General features: G+C 43.3%; 16 protein-coding genes. 4 read left to right on the top strand and 12 right to left on the bottom strand.

Features of this window, described 5'->3' with window-relative positions:
• The first annotated feature begins 144 nt into the window (after positions 1-144).
• Together EXT48_RS01815 and EXT48_RS01810 are read left to right on the top strand one after the other, a co-directional pair.
• Positions 145-1338: a porin gene (locus tag EXT48_RS01815; RefSeq protein ID WP_069022159.1), complete on the top strand. Its 1194-nt coding sequence runs from the start codon at positions 145-147 to the stop codon at positions 1336-1338.
• Positions 1339-1349: 11 nt separating this feature from the next.
• Complete coding sequence (locus EXT48_RS01810) at positions 1350-1757, top strand: phosphate ABC transporter substrate-binding protein (RefSeq protein ID WP_045990319.1); 408 nt, start codon at positions 1350-1352, stop codon at positions 1755-1757.
• 333 nt (positions 1758-2090) lie between these two features.
• On the opposite strand, the gene EXT48_RS01795 is transcribed toward EXT48_RS01810, so the two are convergent.
• The 12 genes from EXT48_RS01795 to EXT48_RS01740 all read right to left on the bottom strand — a co-directional run bounded on the left by EXT48_RS01795 (position 2091) and on the right by EXT48_RS01740 (position 17260).
• Entirely contained in the window at positions 2091-3713 is a 1623-nt protein-coding gene (locus EXT48_RS01795) for a methyl-accepting chemotaxis protein (protein ID WP_010378764.1), read from the bottom strand.
• 209 nt (positions 3714-3922) lie between these two features.
• Positions 3923-4891 (bottom strand): PstS family phosphate ABC transporter substrate-binding protein, encoded by a 969-nt coding sequence (locus EXT48_RS01790; RefSeq protein WP_017216573.1) that lies wholly within the window; start codon positions 4889-4891, stop codon positions 3923-3925.
• Between the two features lie 77 nt (positions 4892-4968).
• Entirely contained in the window at positions 4969-6297 is a 1329-nt protein-coding gene (gene phoR, locus EXT48_RS01785; RefSeq protein ID WP_039491473.1) for a phosphate regulon sensor histidine kinase PhoR, read from the bottom strand.
• A 51-nt stretch (positions 6298-6348) separates the two neighbouring features.
• A complete protein-coding gene (phoB, locus tag EXT48_RS01780) occupies positions 6349-7038 on the bottom strand; it encodes a phosphate regulon transcriptional regulator PhoB (RefSeq protein WP_010378755.1) in 690 nt (229 codons plus the stop codon).
• A gap of 300 nt (positions 7039-7338) precedes the next feature.
• Positions 7339-8292 (bottom strand): porin, encoded by a 954-nt coding sequence (locus EXT48_RS01775; protein ID WP_130163422.1) that lies wholly within the window; start codon positions 8290-8292, stop codon positions 7339-7341.
• 729 nt (positions 8293-9021) lie between these two features.
• Positions 9022-10086 (bottom strand): class II fructose-bisphosphate aldolase, encoded by a 1065-nt coding sequence (fba, locus tag EXT48_RS01770; RefSeq protein WP_010378749.1) that lies wholly within the window; start codon positions 10084-10086, stop codon positions 9022-9024.
• A 198-nt stretch (positions 10087-10284) separates the two neighbouring features.
• On the bottom strand, positions 10285-11463 hold the full coding sequence (locus EXT48_RS01765; RefSeq protein ID WP_039491475.1) for a phosphoglycerate kinase: 1179 nt from the start codon (positions 11461-11463) through the stop codon (positions 10285-10287).
• A gap of 127 nt (positions 11464-11590) precedes the next feature.
• Positions 11591-12601, bottom strand: a complete 1011-nt coding sequence (gene epd / locus EXT48_RS01760) for an erythrose-4-phosphate dehydrogenase (protein WP_010607557.1) — start codon at positions 12599-12601, stop codon at positions 11591-11593.
• A 109-nt stretch (positions 12602-12710) separates the two neighbouring features.
• Positions 12711-13328 carry a 3'-5' exonuclease gene (locus EXT48_RS01755; protein ID WP_039491478.1) on the bottom strand — a complete coding sequence of 206 codons (618 nt, stop codon included), beginning with the start codon at positions 13326-13328 and terminating at the stop codon, positions 12711-12713.
• Between the two features lie 3 nt (positions 13329-13331).
• Positions 13332-15170 carry a DUF294 nucleotidyltransferase-like domain-containing protein gene (locus tag EXT48_RS01750; protein WP_069022152.1) on the bottom strand — a complete coding sequence of 613 codons (1839 nt, stop codon included), beginning with the start codon at positions 15168-15170 and terminating at the stop codon, positions 13332-13334.
• A 90-nt stretch (positions 15171-15260) separates the two neighbouring features.
• Positions 15261-16985: a sodium:solute symporter family protein gene (locus EXT48_RS01745; protein ID WP_017216580.1), complete on the bottom strand. Its 1725-nt coding sequence runs from the start codon at positions 16983-16985 to the stop codon at positions 15261-15263.
• An 11-nt stretch (positions 16986-16996) separates the two neighbouring features.
• The gene (locus EXT48_RS01740; protein ID WP_010607553.1) at positions 16997-17260 is read right to left on the bottom strand and encodes a DUF4212 domain-containing protein; all 264 of its coding nucleotides are present in this window, start codon (positions 17258-17260) and stop codon (positions 16997-16999) included.
• 410 nt (positions 17261-17670) lie between these two features.
• On the opposite strand from EXT48_RS01740, the gene EXT48_RS01735 reads away from it, so the two are divergent.
• Positions 17671-21096, top strand: a complete 3426-nt coding sequence (locus tag EXT48_RS01735) for a PAS domain-containing hybrid sensor histidine kinase/response regulator (protein WP_130163421.1) — start codon at positions 17671-17673, stop codon at positions 21094-21096.
• 117 nt (positions 21097-21213) lie between these two features.
• Positions 21214-22044, top strand: coding sequence for a formyltetrahydrofolate deformylase (gene purU / locus EXT48_RS01730; protein WP_130163420.1), 831 nt, complete (start codon positions 21214-21216; stop codon positions 22042-22044).
• Positions 22045-23201 lie beyond the last annotated feature (1157 nt).

Here is a 23201-nt window from a genome sequence, read left to right as displayed (position 1 = left end):
GAGCACTAACTTTTCTTAATAACTTGTTATTTCTGGTTTTTATTCTAATCTCTAAGACAAAAGTAACACTATTGTTGAGCTCAGTATCAGCGCTTTTAATGAGTGTTACAGACACGACTCTTTGCAAAGAAAATGGGAATCAATATGAAAAAGTCAGCAATTGCTTTAGCGATAGCGCTTGGGACAGTGAGTTTTCACAGCGCCGCTGAGATCAGAATTAATGGTTTTGCTTCCATTATTGGTGGTCAAACGCTAGATAGTGACGACACACTATATGGCTATGACAATGATTTTGATATGGAAAACCGTAGTTTATTCGCCCTACAACTTTCCGCCGATCTACAAGAAAGTCTAACTGCCACAGCACAGATCGTAGGCCGTGGTCAGAATGACTTTGATGCCGAGTTTGAATGGGCATACTTAACTTATGCGATTTCAGACTCGTCACAGATAAGCGCAGGTAAAATGCGTATACCATTCTATCGCTATTCTGACTTTTTAGATGTGGGTTATGCATACCGCTGGGTTAAACCACCTCAATCTGTATATAACCTAAGCTTTAGCACCTATAACGGATTGAGTTATATCCATAATTCGACATTAGGGGAGTGGGAAAGCACTGTACAGCTAGCTTTAGGCAGCGTAGATGACGACATTGTTGCTATTACCTACTCAGATGAAGCTGAGTTGAACAACACAGTAGGTATTAACTGGACACTAAGCAGAGATTGGTTTAGTGCGCGTGCGGCCTACTTTGCTACCGAAGCGAGCATTAGTGCAGCTAATAGCCCTGAACTATCGGGGTTGTTGGCAGGGTTAACTGGCTATGGGCTAACTCAACAAGCGGATGATATTGCTGTCGATAAGGATGATGCTTACTTTGCCGCGATTGGTATTGCTATCGACTATAACGATATCTTGTTCGATGCAGAATACACTCAGTTTGAAGTGGATAACAGCATACTAGCTAAACAACAGCAGTATTACGCTTCCCTCGGTTACCGTATTGATGCATGGACAGTCCACCTAACCTACGAACACAATGAAGATAAGAATGAGAATGACGAGTTTAACTCTGTCCCACTCACCATCACCGCTCCAAATGGTGTAACCATTCCTGTCACGACCGATCCAACCAATCCAAATGCACCTTATTTAAGAACACTTGTTAATGGTGCGCTTGCAGGTGCTCGTGCAGAATCAGAAACGTGGAGTATTGGTGCACGTTATGACTTCCATCCGTCAGCAGCATTCAAGATTGAACTAAACCAATTCGATAACACATTGACAGATCAAAAAGTTGAACTGTTGAGCTTCGGTATCGATTTAGTATTCTAACGGAGGCTAATATGATTAAAAAAATAATGACCTTAGGGCTACTGTTAGCCAGCCAAGCAGCTTTAGCAGATGTTGCCGTTATCGTGAACTCAGCAAATGCATCTACTGTGGATGACGGTACTATCAAAAAGTTATTTCTTGGCAAAAGCAAATCATTTGCCGATGGTAGTAGTGCGACCCCTGTGAATCAGGATGGTAATGCTGTATTTGACGAGTTTAACGACAAAGTGATTGGTAAATCGAGCTCTCAACTAAATGCCCATTGGTCTAAATTAGTATTCACCGGTAAAGGAACACCTCCGAAGAAGCTAGATAGCGATCAAGCGGTAATCGATTTTGTTTCGAGCAATGCAGACGCAATCGGTTATATTGATGCAAGTAAAGTAACCGGAGCCGTCAAAGTGATTGGTAAATACTAGGGCCTGTTGACCTTTGCTGTTTGATTTTTGTTCTCCTGAGTGTTTTTTGGTCGCGACGCTCGACTTGCCGCCTAGTGATCTAGGCAAAGGTTGAGCAACAATGAACAAAGCGCACTCAGGTGAACCCAAAGGGCAGCGCTTGATTGGCATTTCTACTGTGTTCTCGCCTGACTCACATAGAATGACTATGCTACGCAGGCTCTGCCTTGTATAAATACCAATCAAACTGCTGCAAAAGCAAACTTGAAAGATAAACAGGCCCTAATATTCCTTATCAAATAAAAACAGCCACTTAATGTGGCTGTTTTTATTTATCGTTTACAAATTAAGCCACTAGACTCTAAATTTTGAGGTTGCATCTTTCAAGTTGTCGGACAGTACATGGAGATTTTCAGCAACGTCTTGCACTTCATTCAACGCTTGCATTGTGTCTTGGAAAGACTGGTGCATAGATGTCACATTATTTACTACCATAGCTGCTACCGAGGTCTGCTCTTCCGTTGCCGCAGCAATTTGACCATTCATGCTATTAATTGACAAGATTTGTGCTGCTATCTGCTCAATCGACTGCCCGGTTTGTGCTGCAGCTTCAGCGTTATTAATTGCCATACTGCTTGCACTTGTCATTGCTTTCACCGCTTGATTTGCCGCTTCTGTTAACACATTTAAAAGTTCTCTTATCTCATTGGTCGACTTTGCTGTTCTTGAGGCTAATTCGCGGACTTCATCGGCAACCACCGCAAAACCTCGACCTTGCTCACCAGCACGAGCCGCCTCAATCGCAGCATTTAAAGCAAGTAAATTAGTTTGCTCTGCAATTGATGTGATCACATTTAATATTTGCGTCACGTTCTGCGTATCATCAGCTAGCTTATTGATCGTCTCTGCTGCATGATTAATTTCTTCACTTAACGCTTGTGATTCGTTAACTGACACCTGAATTTGGCGCTTACTCTGCTCAACTTCTTGTTCGGCCAGCTGGGCAGCATCAGACGCCTGTGACGCCGAGTGAGAGATATCACCCACACTTAACCGCATTTCTTCCATAGATTGACGTACCACTTCCGCGTCATGCGTTTGTTGATTCGTTGCCCCTTCGGCTTTTTCCATCCCCTGAACTAGACGACTTGAGTCTTTCATCAAAGGCTCGACGACACTCATCACCTCGACAACCGCCCCTTTTAGTAACGCAACAAACTCATTGAAGTTTATAGATACTTGGCCAATTTCATCGTGAGAGCGTACATTGAGCGTAGTAGACAAAGAACCCTGCCCCTGCGCTAATAGTTTCAGATTTTGCGCCGCATCCTTAGCAGAGTTGCCAATACCTCTTGCAATCACAACCGCTAAGAAAACCAGCACAAGTAAAGAAATAACGGCCACAATCAACATTATCGTGAGCGCGTTTGCTGAGCGCTCTTCGGTATTTTGAAGTAATTCAACAAAACGATCATTCGCGTTCGTTTTAGCCTTGGTAAAATCTGCAACTAGGCCTTCGTAGATTTCAGTTTTCTTTTTGGCATCTTCTTGGATACGGGAAAAATCGGCTGTACCATCTATCATTCCCCCAGCAATTTGTTGCGCAATTTTGCCGTATTGTGCAAGTTCGTCGCTATTATCTGAAGGCATAAAGCCGCTTTGTACCGACTCAATTTTTTGCAGGTTAGCTTGGATTTGCTGTTGATATTCTTTTGCTTTATCTAGTAATTCAGCATCCCCGAAGGTTACAGCTTGAGTGAATAGCTCATCTAAATTCTGCAGCTTATTTGCGTTTTCTGTAGCGAGGTTAAGAATTTTGTATGTCTGCTCCTCTAATTCATTTAATGCCCTTTGATTAGAGCTAATAGCGTTGTAATTAACAAACACGATAACCACAAAAGCGACAACCGCAACGAGCGTAATTGCGTGGATCTTTTTGGTGATACTAAGATCAGCAAAAGCAGTACCTAGACTCATATATACACCTTTTGAAGTAAGACGAGTTCATTATCGACTGATTTATTATAAATTTTAACTAAATATAGAATATTTCCAGCTTTTTTGCCGCTTGAGGATGAAGATTTAAACAAATTATTCAATCTGGGAACATGGAAGTGTGAAAATAAAAAATGCCGCTCAATGAGCGGCATCAATAACAACAAGTAATTAGCGGGTTGAGTAATTGATTAAAGTAAACCTAACTTTTTCAATTCACGTGTCGCCATTTCGCTAGAAAGAGGAACATAACCGTCTTTCTCAACAATTTTTTGACCTTCTTTAGACAATACCATCTTCAAGAATTCAGCTTCGATAGGTGCTAATTCTTTATTAGGGTGCTTGTTCACATATAGGTATAGGAAGCGAGACAGTGGGTATTTACCCTGTGCCACATTTTCTAATGTTGCATCAACGTAGTTCGTGCCTTTTTTCGCTAGTGGTACGGTACGTACGCCTGACGTTTTATAACCGATACCAGAATAGCCAATCGCATTCACTGAAGACGAGATAGACTGTACTACAGACGCAGAACCTGGCTGCTCGTTAACATTATTGCGGAAGTCACCTTTACACAGTGCTTTTTTCTTGAAGTAACCATAAGTACCAGATACTGAGTTACGACCATAAAGCTGAATATCTTTTGCTGCCCAATCACCCGTTAGACCAACATCACTCCAGCGATTTGCCTGTGCTGCCGAACCACACTTGCGCGTTGAAGAGAAGATTGAATCAACCTGTTCAATTGTTAAGCCTTCAATTGGGTTATCTTTGTGTACAAATACCGCTAGCGCATCAATTGCTACGCGGATTTCTGTTGGCTTATAACCATAACGCTTTTCAAAAGCTTCGATTTCTTTTGACTTCATCTTACGGCTCATAGGGCCGAAGTTTGCCGTTGCTTCCGTTAGTGCTGGTGGCGCAGTAGAAGAACCAGCAGCTTGGATTTGGATATTTACGTTAGGGTAAATTCTTTTATATTCTTCTGCCCAAAACGTCATCATGTTGGCAAGCGTATCAGAACCTACAGAAGAGAAGTTTCCTGAGATACCGCTGGTTTTATTATACTCTGGTAACTTTTCGTCTAAAGCAGATACTTGAGTAGAAACTAATGTAGTAATAGCCACACCCATTGCGGCAACTAAGCTTTTAAATTTCATTGGGGTCACTCCAGTTGTTGGTCCCAGTTATTTTACGCAGCTCATTGTGCAGCGATAAAATGACAATAAAATTACCCTTAAATTACACTTTTATGACTTTCATCATTTGTCATAAAAATTCGCTTTTGTTTGGGGAAAGCAAACCAAAAGCGAGAGCCTTCACCCACTTTGCTTTCAATATGTAAAGCTGAGTCATGGCGAGACAACACATGTTTAGTAATTGCTAAACCAAGGCCCGAGCCGCCTGTTTTTCGGCTTCGTGCTTTATCCACACGGTAAAAACGTTCAGTTAGTCGGTTAATGTGTTCAGGCGCGATACCATCGCCATTATCGACGACACTAAACGTCGGCAAGTCGTTTTCTAAATACCAACGTACATGAATATGCCCACCGGGTTTGGTGTAATGAATAGCATTAAAAATTAAATTTGAGTAAGCACTGCGTAACTCATCCCCAGCCCCTTTGATATCCAAAGTCGGATCAATATCAAAAACGAGCTCATGGCCCTTTTCCTGATTAAGTGACTTCGCTTCGGTATGAATAAGGTCAAGCATCGCTGGAATATTCACGGCTTTGTCATTGTCTTGCTTTCTCGCCCCTTCGATTCGAGACAAGGAAAGAAGCTGATTTACCAGACTGTCCATCCGTTTACACTGATCTATCATAGTACCATGTGCTTTAGCCCACATTGCGGGGGGTGGCATATTATCGCTATCCATCATCTCTAGATAGCCAGCCATGACGGTTAGCGGCGTCCTTAGCTCATGAGATACGTTTGCAACAAAGTCTTTGCGCATCTGCTCTAATTGCTTTAGTCGGCTAACATCACGCGCCACTAGCATAAGCTGCTCGGCATAAGGCATTACTCGTATTTCCAACACTTGCTCATGTGCAAGCCCGGTCTCAAGCTCTAATGCTTCATCAAAGCGATGTTCATGCATGTATTTTACAAATTTAGGATCTCGGATAAGGTTATCCAATCTTTGGCCATGATCTGTAGGCCATTGCAAACCTAACACTTTCAAGGCTAATTGGTTACACCACACAATACTGAGATCTTGTTGCAGTACAACGACCGCGTCAGGGATAGCTTCAGCGCCCTCTCGAAAACGTCGGATCAGTTCAGCGAGTTCATTACGCTTTTTGCGATTACGTTGTTGAAGCTGATAGATCCCTTCAAACACTTGTTCCCAAGCGCCCTTACCTTCAGGTGGATTAAAACTACGTTGGTTGAGCAGCCAGTCGCTCAAACGATAGAGTTGTTTGTAATGCCAAACTAATAAGACGAAAGCACCGATGAAAAGAAACAGAAAAGGTGCACTGACTAAATAGCCAATTAAGGCTAATGGTAGGAAATACAAAAACAGGCGTCTTGTTAACGCCTGTTTATCAATCACTCGATACATAGACTAAATCCATTTAGGAACCAAATAATTCAGTTCCTCTTGGAATACTAATTACAGTTTACTCGAAAAGCGGTAACCTGCACCACGTACGGTTTGCACTAAGCGATCGTGACCAAGCGGTGCGATAGCTTTACGTAAGCGACGAATATGAACGTCTACAGTGCGATCTTCAACGTACACATTAGTACCCCATACGTGATCTAACAGCTGTTCACGGCTATAAACACGTTCAGGGTGTGTCATGAAGAAATGTAATAAACGAAACTCTGTTGGCCCCATATCTAACTCAGTGCCTGCAGATGTCACTCGGTGAGAAATAGGGTCTAAACGTAATCCGTGAACTTCTATCGCTTCTTCTAGCGACGTCGGCGAAACTCGGCGCATTACCGCTTTGATACGAGCCATTAGCTCTTTGGGAGAGAAAGGCTTTGTCACATAATCGTCCGCACCAACCTCTAATCCTTTAACTTTGTCTTCCTCTTCACCTCTTGCCGTTAGCATGATGATTGGGATCTGACGGGTATATTCACTTTGCTTAAACTTTTTAGCAATTTGAATACCACTGCCTCCTGGCAGCATCCAGTCTAGTAGCACCATATCTGGATAAGGTTCTACCATAGCAGCAACCGCTGAATCATAGTCTTCCGCTTCAATTGCTTGAAAACCATTTTGCTCTAGTACGAACACCAACATTTCTCTGATAGGTGCTTCATCATCAACTACAAGTACTTTACGTGACATTCCCAATGTTCTCTCGTTACCGACGTTGTTGATGTCATTATTATGACTAACTGTGACATTTTTATGAAAGTGTAACGTGTAAACGCAAAACAAGCCAAAAAAATCTCTTTTTTGGCTACAAAGGGAATACCTTATTTATTTATAGTCATATGATTTTAAACATATTTTATGCTAAATATTGGTTTCAAAATAGTGTTTTCGAAATATAGACTAAGACCTCCAAGCCATACAATAAAAGCGACACCGCAATTCACCGCAAAATCAGCACGCCTTTTGTAAATAGCCATACGCTTTTGTAAATTAAAAGTCATACCTCAATGTGACCGCCATCGTGTTGTGATCTTCGTTGTTATCCAAAGAAAATTTCGAATACCAAAGATACATACGAGCTTGTTTACTTAAACTTTTTTCCACACCCACAGAGGCTGCATTGCCAGAGTTCTTCAGCTTACCTGCTGCCCCATCCGAATCTTGATATTGAGCCAGTAAGGTATATGACTCAATTTGGTAGGCAGCACTCACCATAAAACTGTCTACTTCCTCATCACTATCTATCGCTTCATTTTGTTGATACATACCGCCGAGTTTAAAGTCCCCTAGTTTTCCTTGTACCGTCACGCGATTAATGTCTTGTCCCGCGACTTTATTATCATGGGCAACAGCAACATATACATTGGTTTTCTTGAGTTTGCTATCACCGTAACTTGCCGACAAAGATAAGCCATCTTCACCATTTTGTTTGCTGTTGTCTTCGGCAATATAACTCACCGTAAACTGCAAATGATTGATCGCTGGAGTCGTATATTGCACGGTGTCACCAAGGCGATTTTCACCAACAAAGAACGAATTAATATCACCAGAAAAGTCATTCATTAAGTCCACTTTGCCTTGCGACTTTTTCATCGGTGTATCATCACGGCCGATCAGGAGCTGACCATAGCTCCCTTTAACCCCAAGATACTGAGAGCGTGCTGTAAGGTTATCACCTGATTTACCATCTTTGTCTTGATCCGTGATCTCAACTTGAAATTCATATTTATAAAAAATCTCAAGTCCTTCTTGCAGCTTTGCAGCTCCCTTTAATCCCATGCGAGAGTTATAACTTTCAATTGAAGTATCGCTGTCACCATCTTTATCAGAATTCTGTACACCGACATGAGCTCTACCGTATAGAGATACAGCTTCGTTTGCATAACTACAAACACTCATAGAGCAAAGGCTTAGAGCAACAAATGGTAGGTATTTCATTTTCATCTTTGATCACCTTGGATAGTATTTGGGCGCAGTACAACAAGGTTTGAGATGCCGAAGCCAGACAGAGAGGACGTAGCGAACAGATCTCGTATTTTTAAAGTTAGACACTTTTAGCTGGAGATCAAGAAACTGACTCCGGGATCAGTATTTTATTAACTGCTGGGGATCATCCACTGTCAGGATCAGATTTTTACTAGCAAGATCGTCCCCAAGATCATTTTCTTACTAACCTCTTACTACTTCACGCTCGATCAAGTTGGTATAAAAATGATCTAAGCGAAGCTAACTTATTGATCTGAGGTTTTGAAATATATCCACTTAGTCAAACAATGATCTTTGTTAGTAAAGATCTGATCCCTATTTAACCTGAGGTTTGGATAAGAAATGTTCCAACTTATTGTTACTAAGCCACAACTTAGTTTTTTCCTTATCTAGCCAGAGAGTTTTAGGGAAAACAAGGCGAATTTACGCACCAATAGCTGGCTATTGGAAGTGAATTCAACGCAGTTAGCGCTAAAACTGGCTGCTAGAAAGACATTAATTATTCGCAGCTCAGGTTATTTACTTCGCTAGTAAAATGGCGATCCAAGTGTATTTTCACCTTGCAGCCCTATTGAACATTGGCTTCCAATCAAGGATCAGATACAAAAAAAGCCTCTATTTCAGAGGCTTTTTGAAGTATCAAAGTGCGATGCACAATTTTACTTAGTCAAATTTTGATCCGGTAAGTTATTTCACTTTAGGATCTAACTCACCTGTTAGATATCTCAAGTGCATATCATCAAGTGAAATTGGCTTGATCTTAGCTGCTTGACCTGCTGTACCGAACGCTTCGTAGCGCGCAATACAGATCTCAGTCATCGCTTTCGTCGCTTCAGCTAAGAATTTGCGTGGATCGAAATTGCTTGGGTTTTGCGCAAGGTGGCGACGAATAGCACCTGTTGATGCTAAACGTAGATCGGTATCGATATTAACTTTACGAACACCGAATTTAATACCTTCAACAATTTGCTCAACCGGTACACCGTAAGTCTCAGGGATTTCACCACCAAACTCATTGATGATTGCTAACCAGTCTTGCGGAACTGAAGACGAACCATGCATTACTAAGTGAGTATCAGGAATACGAGCGTGGATTTCTTTGATGCGGTTAATTGCTAAGATATCGCCCGTTGGTGGACGAGTAAATTTATAAGCACCGTGTGATGTACCACATGCAATAGCAAGCGCATCTACATTGGTTTTCTTGACGAAGTCTGCAGCTTCTTCAGGATCTGTTAGTAGCTGATCTTCTGTTAATTTACCTTCAGCGCCAATACCGTCTTCTTCACCAGCTTCACCGGTTTCAAGAGAACCAAGTACACCTAGCTCGCCCTCAACAGACACGCCACACGCGTGCGCCATTTCAACAGTACGGCGAGTAACGTCCACATTATACTCGTAGCTTGAAGGCGTTTTACCGTCTTCCATTAAAGAACCATCCATCATGACTGATGAGAAACCAAGTTGAATTGAGCGCTGACATACAGCAGGTGAAGTACCATGATCTTGGTGCATTACAACTGGAATATGAGGCCATTCTTCTACAGCCGCTAAAATCATGTGGCGGATAAATGGTGCACCAGCATATTTGCGTGCACCAGCAGAACCTTGCACGATAACCGGACTATTTGTCTTGTCCGCAGCTTCCATGATCGCACGCATTTGCTCTTGGTTATTCACGTTAAATGCCGGAACGCCATAACCATGCTCAGCTGCATGATCGAGAAGTTGACGCATACTGATTAAAGCCATATTGCTTTTCTCCAATTGTTGATAGCCACCGCTATCGGTTTGAACGGATAATATGTTTACACCAGCCAACGCTGATGAAGTTAACCACTTTATTTGTTGGCTAACCGGACGCTACGCGTCGTCAAGCAAACATCAAGTATGTGAGAGAGTGATGTTTACCTGATATTAAGAGGCAGCTTAACGCTACCTCAATCAATTTTAGTCTTTAGCTCGCTGCTCAAGCATGGCGACCGCAGGAAGTGTTTTACCCTCAAGGAATTCAAGGAAAGCACCACCACCTGTAGAAATATAAGAGATATCTTGCTCAACACCATACTTATCGATAGCAGCTAACGTATCACCACCACCAGCAATTGAGAATGCTGACGACTTAGCGATAGCATTAGCAATCGCTTCAGTACCATTACCAAATTGGTCAAATTCGAATACGCCCACAGGGCCATTCCAAACCACAGTGCCGGCATTTGCAATGATCTCAGCAAGTTGAGTTGCAGTATCAGGACCTATGTCGAAGATCATGTCTTCGTCTGACACTTCGCTTACATCTTTAATGGTAGCAACTGCAGATTCTGAAAACTCATTACCTACAACCACATCAGTCGGAACAGGAATATCACCGTCATTCGCTCTAGCAGCGGCCACTAGCTTGTTCGCTTCAGGGATCAAATCCGCTTCGTATAGCGACTTACCGACAGGGTTACCCGCTGCAGCAATGAAAGTATTCGCGATACCGCCACCAGTAACGAGTTGGTCAACAACCTTAGACAATGAATCAAGCACGGTTAGTTTGGTTGATACTTTAGAGCCGCCAACGATGGCCACCAAAGGACGAGCTGGGTTATCTAGTGCTTTGCCAAGTGCGTCTAGTTCAGCCGCAAGCAATGGACCTGCACAAGCCACCTCAGCATACAAGCCAACACCATGTGTTGAAGCCTGTGCGCGGTGCGCAGTACCAAAGGCATCCATCACGTAGACATCACAAAGCGCTGCTAGTTTTTTCGCGAGTACTTCATCGTCTTTCTTCTCGCCAACGTTAAAACGCACGTTTTCGAATACGATAACTTCATTGTCTTGTACATCCACGCCGTCAAGATAGTCAGTCACTAAACGTACATCTTGAGATAACGCATCATTAAGATAATCCACAACCGGCTGCATAGAATATTGTGCATCATATTCTCCCTCAGTTGGACGACCAAGGTGAGACATCACCATCACTTTAGCACCTTTTTCTAGCGCTAATTTGATACTAGGTAGTGCAGCACGGATCCGCGCGTCCGACGCGACTTTGCCATCTTTAATTGGCACATTTAGGTCTTCGCGGATCAACACACGCTTGCCGTTTAAATCTAAATCCGCCATCTTAATGACTGACATTGGACATCTCCTTAAAGAACGATACATTTTGTTATCTACAAGGCAGCAATCGTTTGCTACCTCGGTTTGAATTATTGTTTTAATTTTGTGCAGACAATTTGATTATAACAGCGTCTGAAACAAATGATTAGCCACGCATCATCACGCAAGCGGTATCAAGCATACGATTAGCAAAACCCCACTCGTTATCACACCAAACTAGTAGCTTAACCAAGCGCTTGTGACTCACTCGAGTTTGCGTACCATCTATAATACAAGAATGTGGATCGTGATTAAAATCAACCGACACTAGCGGCTCTTCAGTGTAGCTCAGTACCCCTTCTAAACGGCCACCAGCAGCCTGCTTTAGAACTGAGTTTACCGCATCAATTGTGACATTTTCATTGAGCGTCACACTCAGATCCATCGCCGTAACATTGATTGTTGGCACCCGTACCGCGATCGCCTCAAAACGACCTTGGAACTTAGGTAAAATACGTTCAATACCGCGAGCCAGCTTAGTATCAACAGGAATGATGGATTGGCTTGCCGCACGCGTACGACGCAAATCACTGTGATAAGCATCAATCACTTGTTGATCATGCATAGAGGCGTGAATAGTAGTAATAGCACCGGACTCAACACCAAACTTATCGTCTAGCACTTTAATTACCGGAACAATACAGTTTGTTGTACATGAGCCGTTAGACACAATGGTGTGCTCAGGTAACAGTATTTCTTCGTTGATACCGAAGATCACCGTCGCATCAACATCAGCATCAGCAGGATGTGAAAATAATACTTTCTTTGCCCCAGCCTGAATATGCGCAAGTGCGTGCTGACGAGAATGATAGACGCCAGTGCAATCGAGCACCACATCAACATCCAGCGCGCGCCAAGGCAGGTGACTTGGATCTGGCTCTGAAAATAACTGGATCTTATCCTCAGCTACTTCCAAAAAAGATTCTGTTAACGAAACTGGAAAAGCAAAACGCCCATGTGAGGTATCGTATTTTAGAAGATGCGCGATCCCTTTAGGATCCGCCAACTCATTGATGGCTACAATTTGTATTTCGTGGTGACGACCCGACTCATAGAGTGCTCTTACGATATTACGCCCTATTCGACCAAAGCCATTAATTGCAAGCTTGATTGTCATTAAATTGAAAATCCATGAAGTCGCAAGTACGAAAGTTCCCCTTCGTTTTGATGGCGCTATTGTAATCGACCTGAGTGAAATGTGTAAGGGGCTAGGGCAATTTTTTAACTCAAGTTAAATCCGCAATTTTACATTTACCGCCAGCACAAATGGCCTGAGATTGCGCCAACAGTAGTTCCGCTGTCGCTAAAGCATCGCTAAGCGCATCATGCAATTGGTGAGGAGGTAAACCATAACGCATTCTACAAGCGTTTAGTGTTAATGCATCTTGCGCCAACGGATAGCCTTGCTTTAACACACGACGCTTATCTATCTGCATGGTATCTAACAACAAAGCAGGTCTTACGTTTAGCTCAAAGCGCTGAAATGCCGCCTTAAGAAACGCCCAATCCATCTGTACGTTATGACATACCAACACTTTACCGTGGAGCGCGCGCTGAAGCGCCAGCAACAAAGTTTGTAAGGACTCACCATCTGCCAATTGACTACTATCAATACCGTGAAAAACTGGACTTTGTGCAAGCGTTCGCACTTCACTGTTCAAATGATACTGTGCATCTTTCACCTGGATCCGCATATTTTTAATCGGCAACCAACCAGCCGACACAATTTCATGGCGCTTAGGATCAAGCCCGGTGAGCTCAAGGTCTAGCACCACCAACTCGGCTTGCGCAAACGGCTGATGTTTATAGCGCCACTTAGCAACAGAGTGAGAAAACCAGTTCATTGCTTATAAACTCCCTCGAGCAAACTTAAACGCACTCGCCTGCTGTGCTTGTTTGACTAAATAAAATGCTTCTTTGAGTTGATGGCGTTCAAGAGAAGAGAGGTTTTCTGGGTTAATACAATTTCCAGGTAATCCTTCACGGTTAATTTGGGTCTTTAACCGCAATTGTGTTAAGAATCGCCAACAGTCTTTTAGATTGTCGATATCCGACTTAGCAAGCAATGGGCTTTTAGTCAGTGCCTCTAGGCGCTCTAAGGTGTTAGCTCTTGCAACCCCCACTTTTAGCGCATACAACCTAACCACATCGTTGATAATAGCAACCCCACGCTTTTTCAGATCTAAATACTTATGTTTGCTCTTGTCTTTTTCCAGCTTAAATTGTTGAAAGATCCCGATCGGTACCGAGTTTGCGTTGATGTCTGTCGCCATTGCCGCATAAAACAACTCGTTTCGACTGATCTGCTCCAAAGATTGGCGCAGGGTCGCATAGAGATCGCTGGCGCCATCAATAAAACGCATATCAAAGTAGATCTTGCAATTAAGCATCGCTTTTGGCGTAGGAGACAAGATCCACTTGCTAAATTTGGCGGTCCACTGGGCAACTGTGCCACGGCAATCTGCATTACTAGCCATGATATTTCCCGGGCAAGATTGAATACCGCACTCGTTGAGTTGCTCACAGACAAACGCGCCTAAAGCAGCAAAGTAACGACGATCGTTTTCGCTGATATTGTCTGGTAGCAATAAACCATTGTCTTGATCTGAATGTAAGGTCTGCTCTTCTCGTGCCTGAGAGCCAAAACAGATCCACGCGAAGCGACATGGCGCGGCACCGTGCTGTTGTTGATATAAATAGATTAATCTTGATGTTAGCGCATCAGTGAGGCCACTTAGTAGCTTGCCAATCAGTGAAATATCTTCGATATGATAGGAAAATTGACGCAATAGATCTGGGATCTCCTGAGCGCAGTTTTTGATAGCCAGAAGATTTTGTGCTTTATAGATCCTGCCAATAAGTTGCACTGGATCACTTTTTTGCTGTCTCAGCAGATCGGTGCTGGTCAGCATGCCCAATGGTTTATACGCTTCATTTAACACAGGTAAATGATGAATATTGTGCTTAAGCATTAAATGCAGGGCCGAAAACACACGATTGTTTTCAAAAATATGTTTTGGCTTTTCCGTCATGATCTCAGCAAGTGGAGCACTGGGATCTTTGTCTTGCGCTAGAACTCGATTGCGCAGATCTCTATCCGTCACAACGCCAACCAAGCGCGCTTGCTCCGTGACCATAATTGATGAAACACGATGCTGGCTCATCAATTTGGCAGCTTCACGAATACTCGCTGTCGGCGCGATAGTAACCGCATCTTTAGTCATTAGCTCAGATATTTTCCGCTCTGACCAAGTTTCGCTTTGCTGTTTATAACGAGAAGAAAGTAGTCGGTTAGCGTGTGCTCTAACAAAGTATTGCTCAAAAGGTTTATATTCTCGGCGCAAAAAATCAAAGTTCTGCTCATTGAGAATATAAACCAAGCCATCTTTTTGAACTTCGATGCGATTTTGAATGGCATCACCGGTTAATAAAGAAGGATAACCAAAGTAGTCTCCCTCGCTCATACGACCAATGACTTCGTCTTTTGCTGAGATAAGATCAACCACACCCGAGCGCAGCAAATATAGATTTGGCTTGCCATCTTGAAGCCAATCTTGTTGATTCGTCTGGCTAAGATAAACAATTTCGATATGTTTTGAAAAGTAGCTGGCAGCCGCTTCGGGCAATTCAGAAAACGGGGCTTGTTTATAAACAAACTGAAAGACATCTTGAATTTCTGGCGTCATACCTAACTGTCCTTTTAATCGTCTACAATTTTGCACTATCAAAAACAAATTTGCCCAGCACACTGGCTGGGCAAATTCGATTAGCATTGCTTAGTGTGCGTGAGCAGCGCTAGACCCTTTAGGGTTACGGATCCCATCAACCATCACTTTGACTTCTTCAGGTGTATCCGCGGTTACCTTCATAACCAGTGCAGCTACAACGAAGTTCACTAGCATACCTACAATACCGATCCCTTCAGGAGAAATCCCAAACAACCAGTTTGCAGGGGCATTTAGCTCAGGGCTGACAAACTTAAAGTAAATAATATAAGCTGCAGTGAAGCCTATACCCGTAACCATGCCAGCAATCGCACCTTCTTTATTCATTCGCTTAGAGAATATCCCCATAATAATCGCAGGGAAGAAACTCGCCGCAGCCAAACCAAAGGCAAATGCAACCACCGAGGCGACAAACCCTGGCGGATTTATACCAAAGTATGCCGAGATTGCGATAGCGACCATCGCCGCTAAGCGCGCAGCCAGCAATTCTTGTTTATCGTTGATATCCGGCTTGATGGTACGCTTCAACAAGTCATGTGATACCGATGTTGAAATAACCAGTAGCAAACCAGCGGTTGTCGATAGCGCCGCAGCAATACCACCTGCAGCGACCAATGCAATCACCCACGCAGGTAGATTCGCAATTTCTGGATTTGCCAATACCATAATATCGCGGTCAATCTTCACTTCGTTTGCACTTGCAGGATCATCAATCTTGCCTGCAGAGTACTGCATTTTGCCGTCACCATTCTTATCATTGAATACGATAAGGCCTGTTCTTTCCCAGTTTTTCACCCATTGTGGTGCTTCTTCATATACCGTGCCACTACCATCTTTACCGTTGATAGTATCGATCATGTTTACACGAGCGAACGAAGCAACAGCGGGTGCAGTTGTATATACGATAGCGATAAACACTAAGGTCCAAGCGGCTGAAATACGAGTGTCTTTTACTCTAGGAACGGTAAAAAAGCGAACGATTACATGTGGCAGACCAGCAGTACCAACCATAAGTGCAGCAGTAATAGCAAACACATCAACCATACTCTTAGAGCCTTCGGTGTACTGCGCAAAACCGAGCTCGGTACTGAGTCCATCTAGCTTGTCGAGTAGATAGGTGCCCGAGCCATCAGCCAACGTTGCACCAAAACCAGTTTGTGGTAGTAAATGGCCCGTCATCATCAGTGAGATGAAAATAGCAGGAACTAAATAAGCAAAGACAAGTACACAATATTGAGCGACCTGTGTATAAGTGATCCCCTTCATACCACCAAGTACCGCGTAGAAGAATACAATCACCATACCAATGTAAACACCCGTTTCAATATCCACTTCAAGGAAACGAGAGAACACCACACCAACACCACGCATTTGACCGGCAATATAGGTAAAACAGATGAAGATAGCACACAGGATCGCAACCACACGTGCAACCTGAGAATAGTAACGATCACCGATAAAATCTGGTACCGTGAACTTACCAAATTTACGCAAATAAGGTGCTAAACACAGGGCAAGTAATACATAACCGCCGGTCCACCCCATAAGGTAAACACCGCCGTCGTAACCAGCGAAGGAAATAATCCCCGCCATTGAAATAAAGGACGCTGCACTCATCCAATCTGCTGCAGTTGCCATACCGTTTGCAACAGGAGGTACACCGCCGCCAGCAACATAGAATTCATTCGTGGACCCAGCTCTCGCCCAGATAGCGATACCGATATAAAGCGCAAAACTAAGGCCGACGATAATAAAAGTTAAAATTTGAACATCCATCGATTAGCTCCTCACTCATCCACGCCGTATTTTTTGTCCAACGCATTCATTTTTGAAACGTAGACAAAAATTAACGCAACAAAGGTATAAATTGCGCCTTGCTGAGAAAACCAAAATCCGAGTTTAAATCCAAAAAAACGAACTTCGTTGAGCACATCAACTAACAGGATGCCGAATCCAAATGAAACGACAAACCAGATAGCGAGTAGCTTAAACATCAAGGCGAGATTTTCTGACCAATATGCTTTCGCTTGTTCTTCACTTTTAAAAGCCATTTTAAATCTCCTATCACCCGCTCCAACATGGAGCAAGTTGTGTTAATAGACCTTAATGAGAGTAGCAACGGCTTAGTAAGTTGAAATTGAGACCTTAGTCGTAACGCCAAGTTAACGTTTACGTAAACTGCAAATACGTGGTATTCATTAGAATTAAAAAGTCTTTATAAACAAATAGATAAATCAAAACAGGTTGGATGAAGATGTATTTTCAATGAGTGGGTACGACAGTAAGACATTAGTCTAACTTGAATGGTGAATGAACCTCTTTACTCACCAAACAAAACTATAACACTTTGATTTTAAATAAGATATAAATCTCAAATAAAATTATAGAGCAAACTAGACTATGGGTGCCATTTGTTTGCTAAAGTATGACGATATTAATACCAAAAACTATAACAAACATTATGACTGCCATTTTACTCCTTGTTGCCGCTGCTTATATTGGTGTACTTTTTTGGCTCGCCAACTGGGGAGATAAAACCACCCCCCGCGCACTCAAAATTAGTCATCATCCGTTTGTTTATGCCTTTTCCTTAGGGATTTATTGTACTTCTTGGACTTATTACGGCTCGGTAGGTACTGCGGCCACCAGTAGTTGGCATTACTTCCCCATTCTTTTAGGGCCCATTTTACTGTTTTTGTTCGGTCAGGGGTTTTTGCGCAAACTCATATTGGTCAGTAAAAAGCAGAATATCACCACCATTGCCGACTTCATTTCGGCACGATACGGTAAACGCCAAACTACGGCCGTCATGGTAACGATGATAGCCCTATTGGCAACCATTCCGTATATTGCACTCCAGCTCAAAGCCTTGAGTAGTAGCTTTTTGTTATTACAGCAGGATGAGCAAGTATCTGGCACTGCGCTCGCATTAGCTGGCACCTTGATCATGGCATTATTTGCGATTTTCTTTGGCACTAGAAAGGTAGATGTGACTGAGTATCGCTCAGGGTTGATGTTGGCCGTTGCTTTTGAATCTATCGTTAAGTTACTCGCACTCGGTATTGTTGCCGTGCTTGCATGGCAATCTTTAGCTCAAGTTCCAGACTCATTTGAAGCATTGAGCGAACATTGGCAATCTTTTGACTTCTTTAACTTCAACTTCGTTGGACAAACGCTTATGGCAGCGGCTGCCATCGTCTGTTTGCCCCGACAATTTCATGTTGTAGTAGTAGATAACCACAATACTTCACACTTAAAAACCGCACGCTGGGCATTTACGCTTTACTTGTTATTGATAGCAGCCATGATCATCCCAATCGCTACCGCCGCTATCCACCCCGATATTGGCTATGGCGCCGCACCGGATAGTTTCGTACTTGCTTTACCTATCATGATGGAGCATCCGATCCTCGCTACATTTGTCTTTATCGGCGGTTTATCAGCGGCAACGGCCATGATAGTCGTTGCGACTCTCACACTTAGCACCATGTTATCAAACGATGTGGTATTGCCTTTGTTGTTCAAGCGTAAATTTAAGAAGAACATTCTAAACAGCAGTTTTAAGAGTCAAATACTCTTAGTTCGACGCTTTGTTATCGCCGCCATCTTATTACTTTCGTATATGTACCAGCAATGGTTTGGTCATGGTGAAGCTCTCGCGAATATGGGGTTAGTTGCCTTCTCATTAGTTACTCAGCTATTGCCTGCGATTGTCGGTGGACTTTATTGGCGTAAAGGCCATGCGTATGGCGTATATGCGGGGCTCATCGCGGGTTTTATCTGCTGGATGCTATTTCTTATGTTTCCAATTCTGGAAGCTGGAGGATTACTTGATTATGAAATGCGTCAGACCCTTATCACCCGAGGAACTTTACTTGCACTGCTCGCTAACATTAGCTGCTATATTAGCTTTTCTATCGGTGCACAGGAGCGCCTAATCGACCGTATTCAGGCCGCGGCATTCGTAAACCCTAAAGATCAGGCTGCTCTCTCTAAACGCTTGAATAAACAAGTTCGCGCTACCGTGTATGACTTTAAAGTGCTACTACAAACCTTCTTGGGCGTTCAGCGTAGTCAGCAACTGCTCGGGCACTATGCTCAAAATAATATTTTAGAAGATAATGACGCGTACCCAGCTCCTGAATTTATCTCATTCTGCGAGCGCGCACTCACGGGAGTGCTCGGTGCTTCATCTGCCCAAGCTCTGATCCGTACCGTGTCATCGGGTCGCCAAATGGCATTTGAAGAGGTGGTTAACTTTTTTGATGAAACCACACAAGCACTACAGTTCAACCAAAACCTACTTTATACCTCATTAGAAAACCTAAGCCATGGGATTTCGGTTGTTGATAAAGATCTAAAACTTGTTGCATGGAACAGGCGTTATCACGAGATGTTCGCCTACCCAGATGGTTTCTTAGAAGTCGGACAACCGATAGAGGAAGTGATCCGATTTAACGCCGAGCGCGGTGAATGCGGTCCTGGTGAAATTGATAAACACGTCGATAAACGAGTTCAACATCTGAAAAATGGCACTCCTCACCACTTTATTCGCCACCGTCGTAATGGCCAAGTATTTGAGATGACGGGGAACCCGCTGCCTGAAGGCGGGTTTGTGACGAGTTTTTCAGATATCACTACGCATATTGCGACGCAAAACGCACTGGAAGAAATCAATATGGATCTAGAGAACCGTATTGAAGCCAGAACCCAAGAGATCCGCACTATTAATATGGATCTTAAAGCGGAAATAGCCAATCGTCACGAAACAGAGCAGGCGTTAATGGCAGCTAAAAAAGAAGCAGAACAAGCAAATGAGAGTAAAACCCGCTTCTTAGCGCTTGCGAGTCATGATATTTTGCAGCCACTCAATGCCGCACGCCTATACTTAGCAGCGATTGATACCCACAATCTAATAAGTAAAGATCAGGGTAACTTTGAAAAACTCACCGATAGCCTAGACTCCACCGTACATCTGATGAGTGCGCTTTTGGATATTGCAAAACTTGAACAAGGTGCAATGAAACCAACCCCTAGGCATTTCAACATTGACGATATCTTACTACCACTGGCAAATGAGTATGCCATCATTTCCAAAGAGAAAGGTCTAGAACTTAAGGTGAGAAGCTCCCACAGTATTGTGCACAGTGACACCACTTACCTGCGCCGGATCATTCAAAACCTGGTTTCCAATGCCGTTAAATATACCGACAGTGGCAAAGTGCTCATCGCCTGTCGACGCCGTAAACATAGTTTAAGGCTTGAAGTGTGGGATACCGGTCCAGGTATTTCAAACCATGAGCAGAATAAGATCTTTAACGATTTTTATCGTATTCAAGCAGGCGATAATAAAGGTATTGGGCTTGGGCTTGGTGTTGTAAAACGTCTATGCGATCTATTATCCATCACAATTTCTGTGAACTCGGTTGTCAATCAAGGCAGCCGCTTTGCCATAGACATACCCTATGGCAATGTGGATTTACTCCAAGTAAAAGAAGATATTAGCCAAAAACCGCAAAGCAAAACTCAACTTAATGTCATCGCGGTTGATGACGATCCGAAAAACCTAGAAGCCATGGCGAGCCTGCTAGATAAATGGCATTGCTACTATCAGCTGTTTTACAAAGTAGAAGACGCGCTTGCTTACGCAAAACATAATTCCGCACCAGATGTTATTTTAATGGATTACCAACTTAACGATAACTGTGATGGGATCTCTTTGATCAAATCGCTACGCTCCGTGTGGCAAGATACGGTTCCTGCTATTTTAATTACCGCTGTGAGGGATGAAGAAGTAAAAGTCGCCGCTAAGAATGAACAGATCCATTATCTGTCTAAGCCAGTAAAGCCAGCAAAACTCAAGGCTCTGCTCAACCATGGGCGGTGAGCGCACAGACAGCTGTTGAATACGATAGCAATCGCGAAGTTTTTTGTTGTTAAGCATTTATCTCACTGCCAATTCACAGTATTCTGAAAGTTCGCTTAGACGAATTGGAATGAGGAAATGAGTTACATACTTACGACAGAGTGCAAAGATGACATCGGACTGATCGCGAAGATCACTAGCCTTTGTCATGAGCACGACCTAAACATCACGCGCAATAATGAGTTTGTAGATAAAGAAGGACAGCGCTTCTTTATGCGTACAGAGCTCACAGGTACTCCCAGTGATAACTTTCTGACACAACTTCGTCAGTCATTACCAACTGGCGCCAAATTAAACCTATACGGGCAAGAACGAACAAAAGTGGTGCTACTTGCGACGAAGGAAGCGCACTGCTTAGGCGGCGTGTTGCTTAAACAATATGAACAAGCATTCAATATTGAAGTACAAGCAGTTATTGCAAACTATGATACGTTGGAATCCCTTGTTAAAGGCTTTGGTATTCCTTTTCATCTGGTATCACATGAAGGGTTGAGTAGAGCTGAACACGACAGTGCAATGGCCGATTTAATCGCACAATATGATCCTGATATTGTTGGCTTGGCAAAGTATATGCGGATCTTAACACCGGAATTTGTCTCACGCTTTGACGGGAAAATTATCAATATTCACCACTCATTCTTGCCTGCCTTTATCGGTGCAAAACCTTACCATCAGGCATTTGAGCGTGGCGTGAAAATTATTGGCGCTACCGCTCACTTTGTTAATGATGAATTAGATGAAGGACCTATTATTGCCCAAAATGTCACGCAAGTTAGCCATGCTCAAAATGCTGAAGAGATGGCAAAAATCGGTAGAGACATTGAAAAAACAGTATTTTGTAACGCGTTACAATTAGCCTGCGAGCATAAGCTTTTCATTAACGGCAATAAAACAGTCGTCTTTTCATAATCAAGTCCAAAAACGCAGTTTAGCAACTCAGGAAATAAACGCATGGATGCGTGCACTCCCACAATGCTGTGTATTCGGTGGTAGAAGCGAGTTTACCTCGCGATGTGTTGATTGGCTTGCGAGGTTTTATATCTATCAAATCTCTATACCCCAAACAGCAAAAAACCCGCTGCATTACTGTAACGGGTTTTTATGTACATGGTTTTTGCCGGAACTTCATTGCAACCTATCGGCGGATAAACCACCTCCCACCATGTTGTACTGTGCTGATAGTGTGGTAGGAGTGAGTTCATCTCGCGAGATTTTCAAATCACACATAGCAAAAAACCCGTCGCATTGCTGCAACGGGTTTCTCTTATTTGGCCCTGGCTCGCTACGAAGTAGGATGTTCTACTTTCACATGGGTAATCCACACTATCATTGACCGGGGCCGACCCTTCGGCTGTTTTGTTTCACTTCTGAGTTTGGGTGACGAGAAACCGAAGCACCGCTTCGCAGTTCGAGGAAGTGAGCGCAAGGACGCGCGAAGGGGAGATACTACATGGAAGTACTTTACCCCAGACAGCAAAAAACCCGTCGCATTGCTGCAACGGGTTTCTCTATTTGGCCCAGGCTCGCTACGAAGTAGGATGTTCTACTTTCACATGGGTAATCCACACTATCATTGACCGGGGCCGACCCTTCGGCTGTTTTGTTTCACTTCTGAGTTTGGGTGACGAGAAACCGAAGCACCGCTTCGCAGTTCGAGGAAGTGAGCGCAAGGACGCGCGAAGGGGAGATACTACATGGAAGTACTTTACCCCAGACAGCAAAAAACCCGTCGCATTGCTGCAACAGGTTTCTCTATTTTGCCCTGGCTCGCTACGAAGTAGGATGTTCTCATTTTTTAAATAGAGAGTCACATGGGAGATCCACACTACCATTGACTGGAAACCTTAATCGCAAGCCATCGGCGGGTAAACCACCTCCTAACATGTTGCACTGTGCTGATAGTGTGGTAGGAGTGAGTTCATCTCGCGAGGTTTTCTAAATCCTAGACAGCAAAAAACCCGTCGCATTGCTGCAACGGGTTTCTCTATTTGGCCCTGGCGATGTTCTACTTTCACATGGGTAATCCACACTATCATCGACGCTGTTTTGTTTCACTTCTGAGTTCG

The organism is Pseudoalteromonas sp. CO348 (assembly GCF_004208845.1).
Lineage (GTDB): Bacteria > Pseudomonadota > Gammaproteobacteria > Enterobacterales > Alteromonadaceae > Pseudoalteromonas > Pseudoalteromonas maricaloris.
Note: the sequence above shows the minus strand (reverse complement) of the source record. Positions and strands in the feature narration are given on the sequence as shown.

Coding starts and splice junctions, on each gene's coding strand:
- EXT48_RS01815 (WP_069022159.1), top strand. CDS start 145: ATGAAAAAGTCAGCAATTGCTTTAGCGATAGCGCTTGGGACAGTGAGT.
- EXT48_RS01810 (WP_045990319.1), top strand. CDS start 1,350: ATGATTAAAAAAATAATGACCTTAGGGCTACTGTTAGCCAGCCAAGCA.
- EXT48_RS01795 (WP_010378764.1), bottom strand. CDS start 3,713: ATGAGTCTAGGTACTGCTTTTGCTGATCTTAGTATCACCAAAAAGATC.
- EXT48_RS01790 (WP_017216573.1), bottom strand. CDS start 4,891: ATGAAATTTAAAAGCTTAGTTGCCGCAATGGGTGTGGCTATTACTACA.
- phoR (WP_039491473.1), bottom strand. CDS start 6,297: ATGTATCGAGTGATTGATAAACAGGCGTTAACAAGACGCCTGTTTTTG.
- phoB (WP_010378755.1), bottom strand. CDS start 7,038: ATGTCACGTAAAGTACTTGTAGTTGATGATGAAGCACCTATCAGAGAA.
- EXT48_RS01775 (WP_130163422.1), bottom strand. CDS start 8,292: ATGAAAATGAAATACCTACCATTTGTTGCTCTAAGCCTTTGCTCTATG.
- fba (WP_010378749.1), bottom strand. CDS start 10,086: ATGGCTTTAATCAGTATGCGTCAACTTCTCGATCATGCAGCTGAGCAT.
- EXT48_RS01765 (WP_039491475.1), bottom strand. CDS start 11,463: ATGTCAGTCATTAAGATGGCGGATTTAGATTTAAACGGCAAGCGTGTG.
- epd (WP_010607557.1), bottom strand. CDS start 12,601: ATGACAATCAAGCTTGCAATTAATGGCTTTGGTCGAATAGGGCGTAAT.
- EXT48_RS01755 (WP_039491478.1), bottom strand. CDS start 13,328: ATGAACTGGTTTTCTCACTCTGTTGCTAAGTGGCGCTATAAACATCAG.
- EXT48_RS01750 (WP_069022152.1), bottom strand. CDS start 15,170: ATGACGCCAGAAATTCAAGATGTCTTTCAGTTTGTTTATAAACAAGCC.
- EXT48_RS01745 (WP_017216580.1), bottom strand. CDS start 16,985: ATGGATGTTCAAATTTTAACTTTTATTATCGTCGGCCTTAGTTTTGCG.
- EXT48_RS01740 (WP_010607553.1), bottom strand. CDS start 17,260: ATGGCTTTTAAAAGTGAAGAACAAGCGAAAGCATATTGGTCAGAAAAT.
- EXT48_RS01735 (WP_130163421.1), top strand. CDS start 17,671: ATGACTGCCATTTTACTCCTTGTTGCCGCTGCTTATATTGGTGTACTT.
- purU (WP_130163420.1), top strand. CDS start 21,214: ATGAGTTACATACTTACGACAGAGTGCAAAGATGACATCGGACTGATC.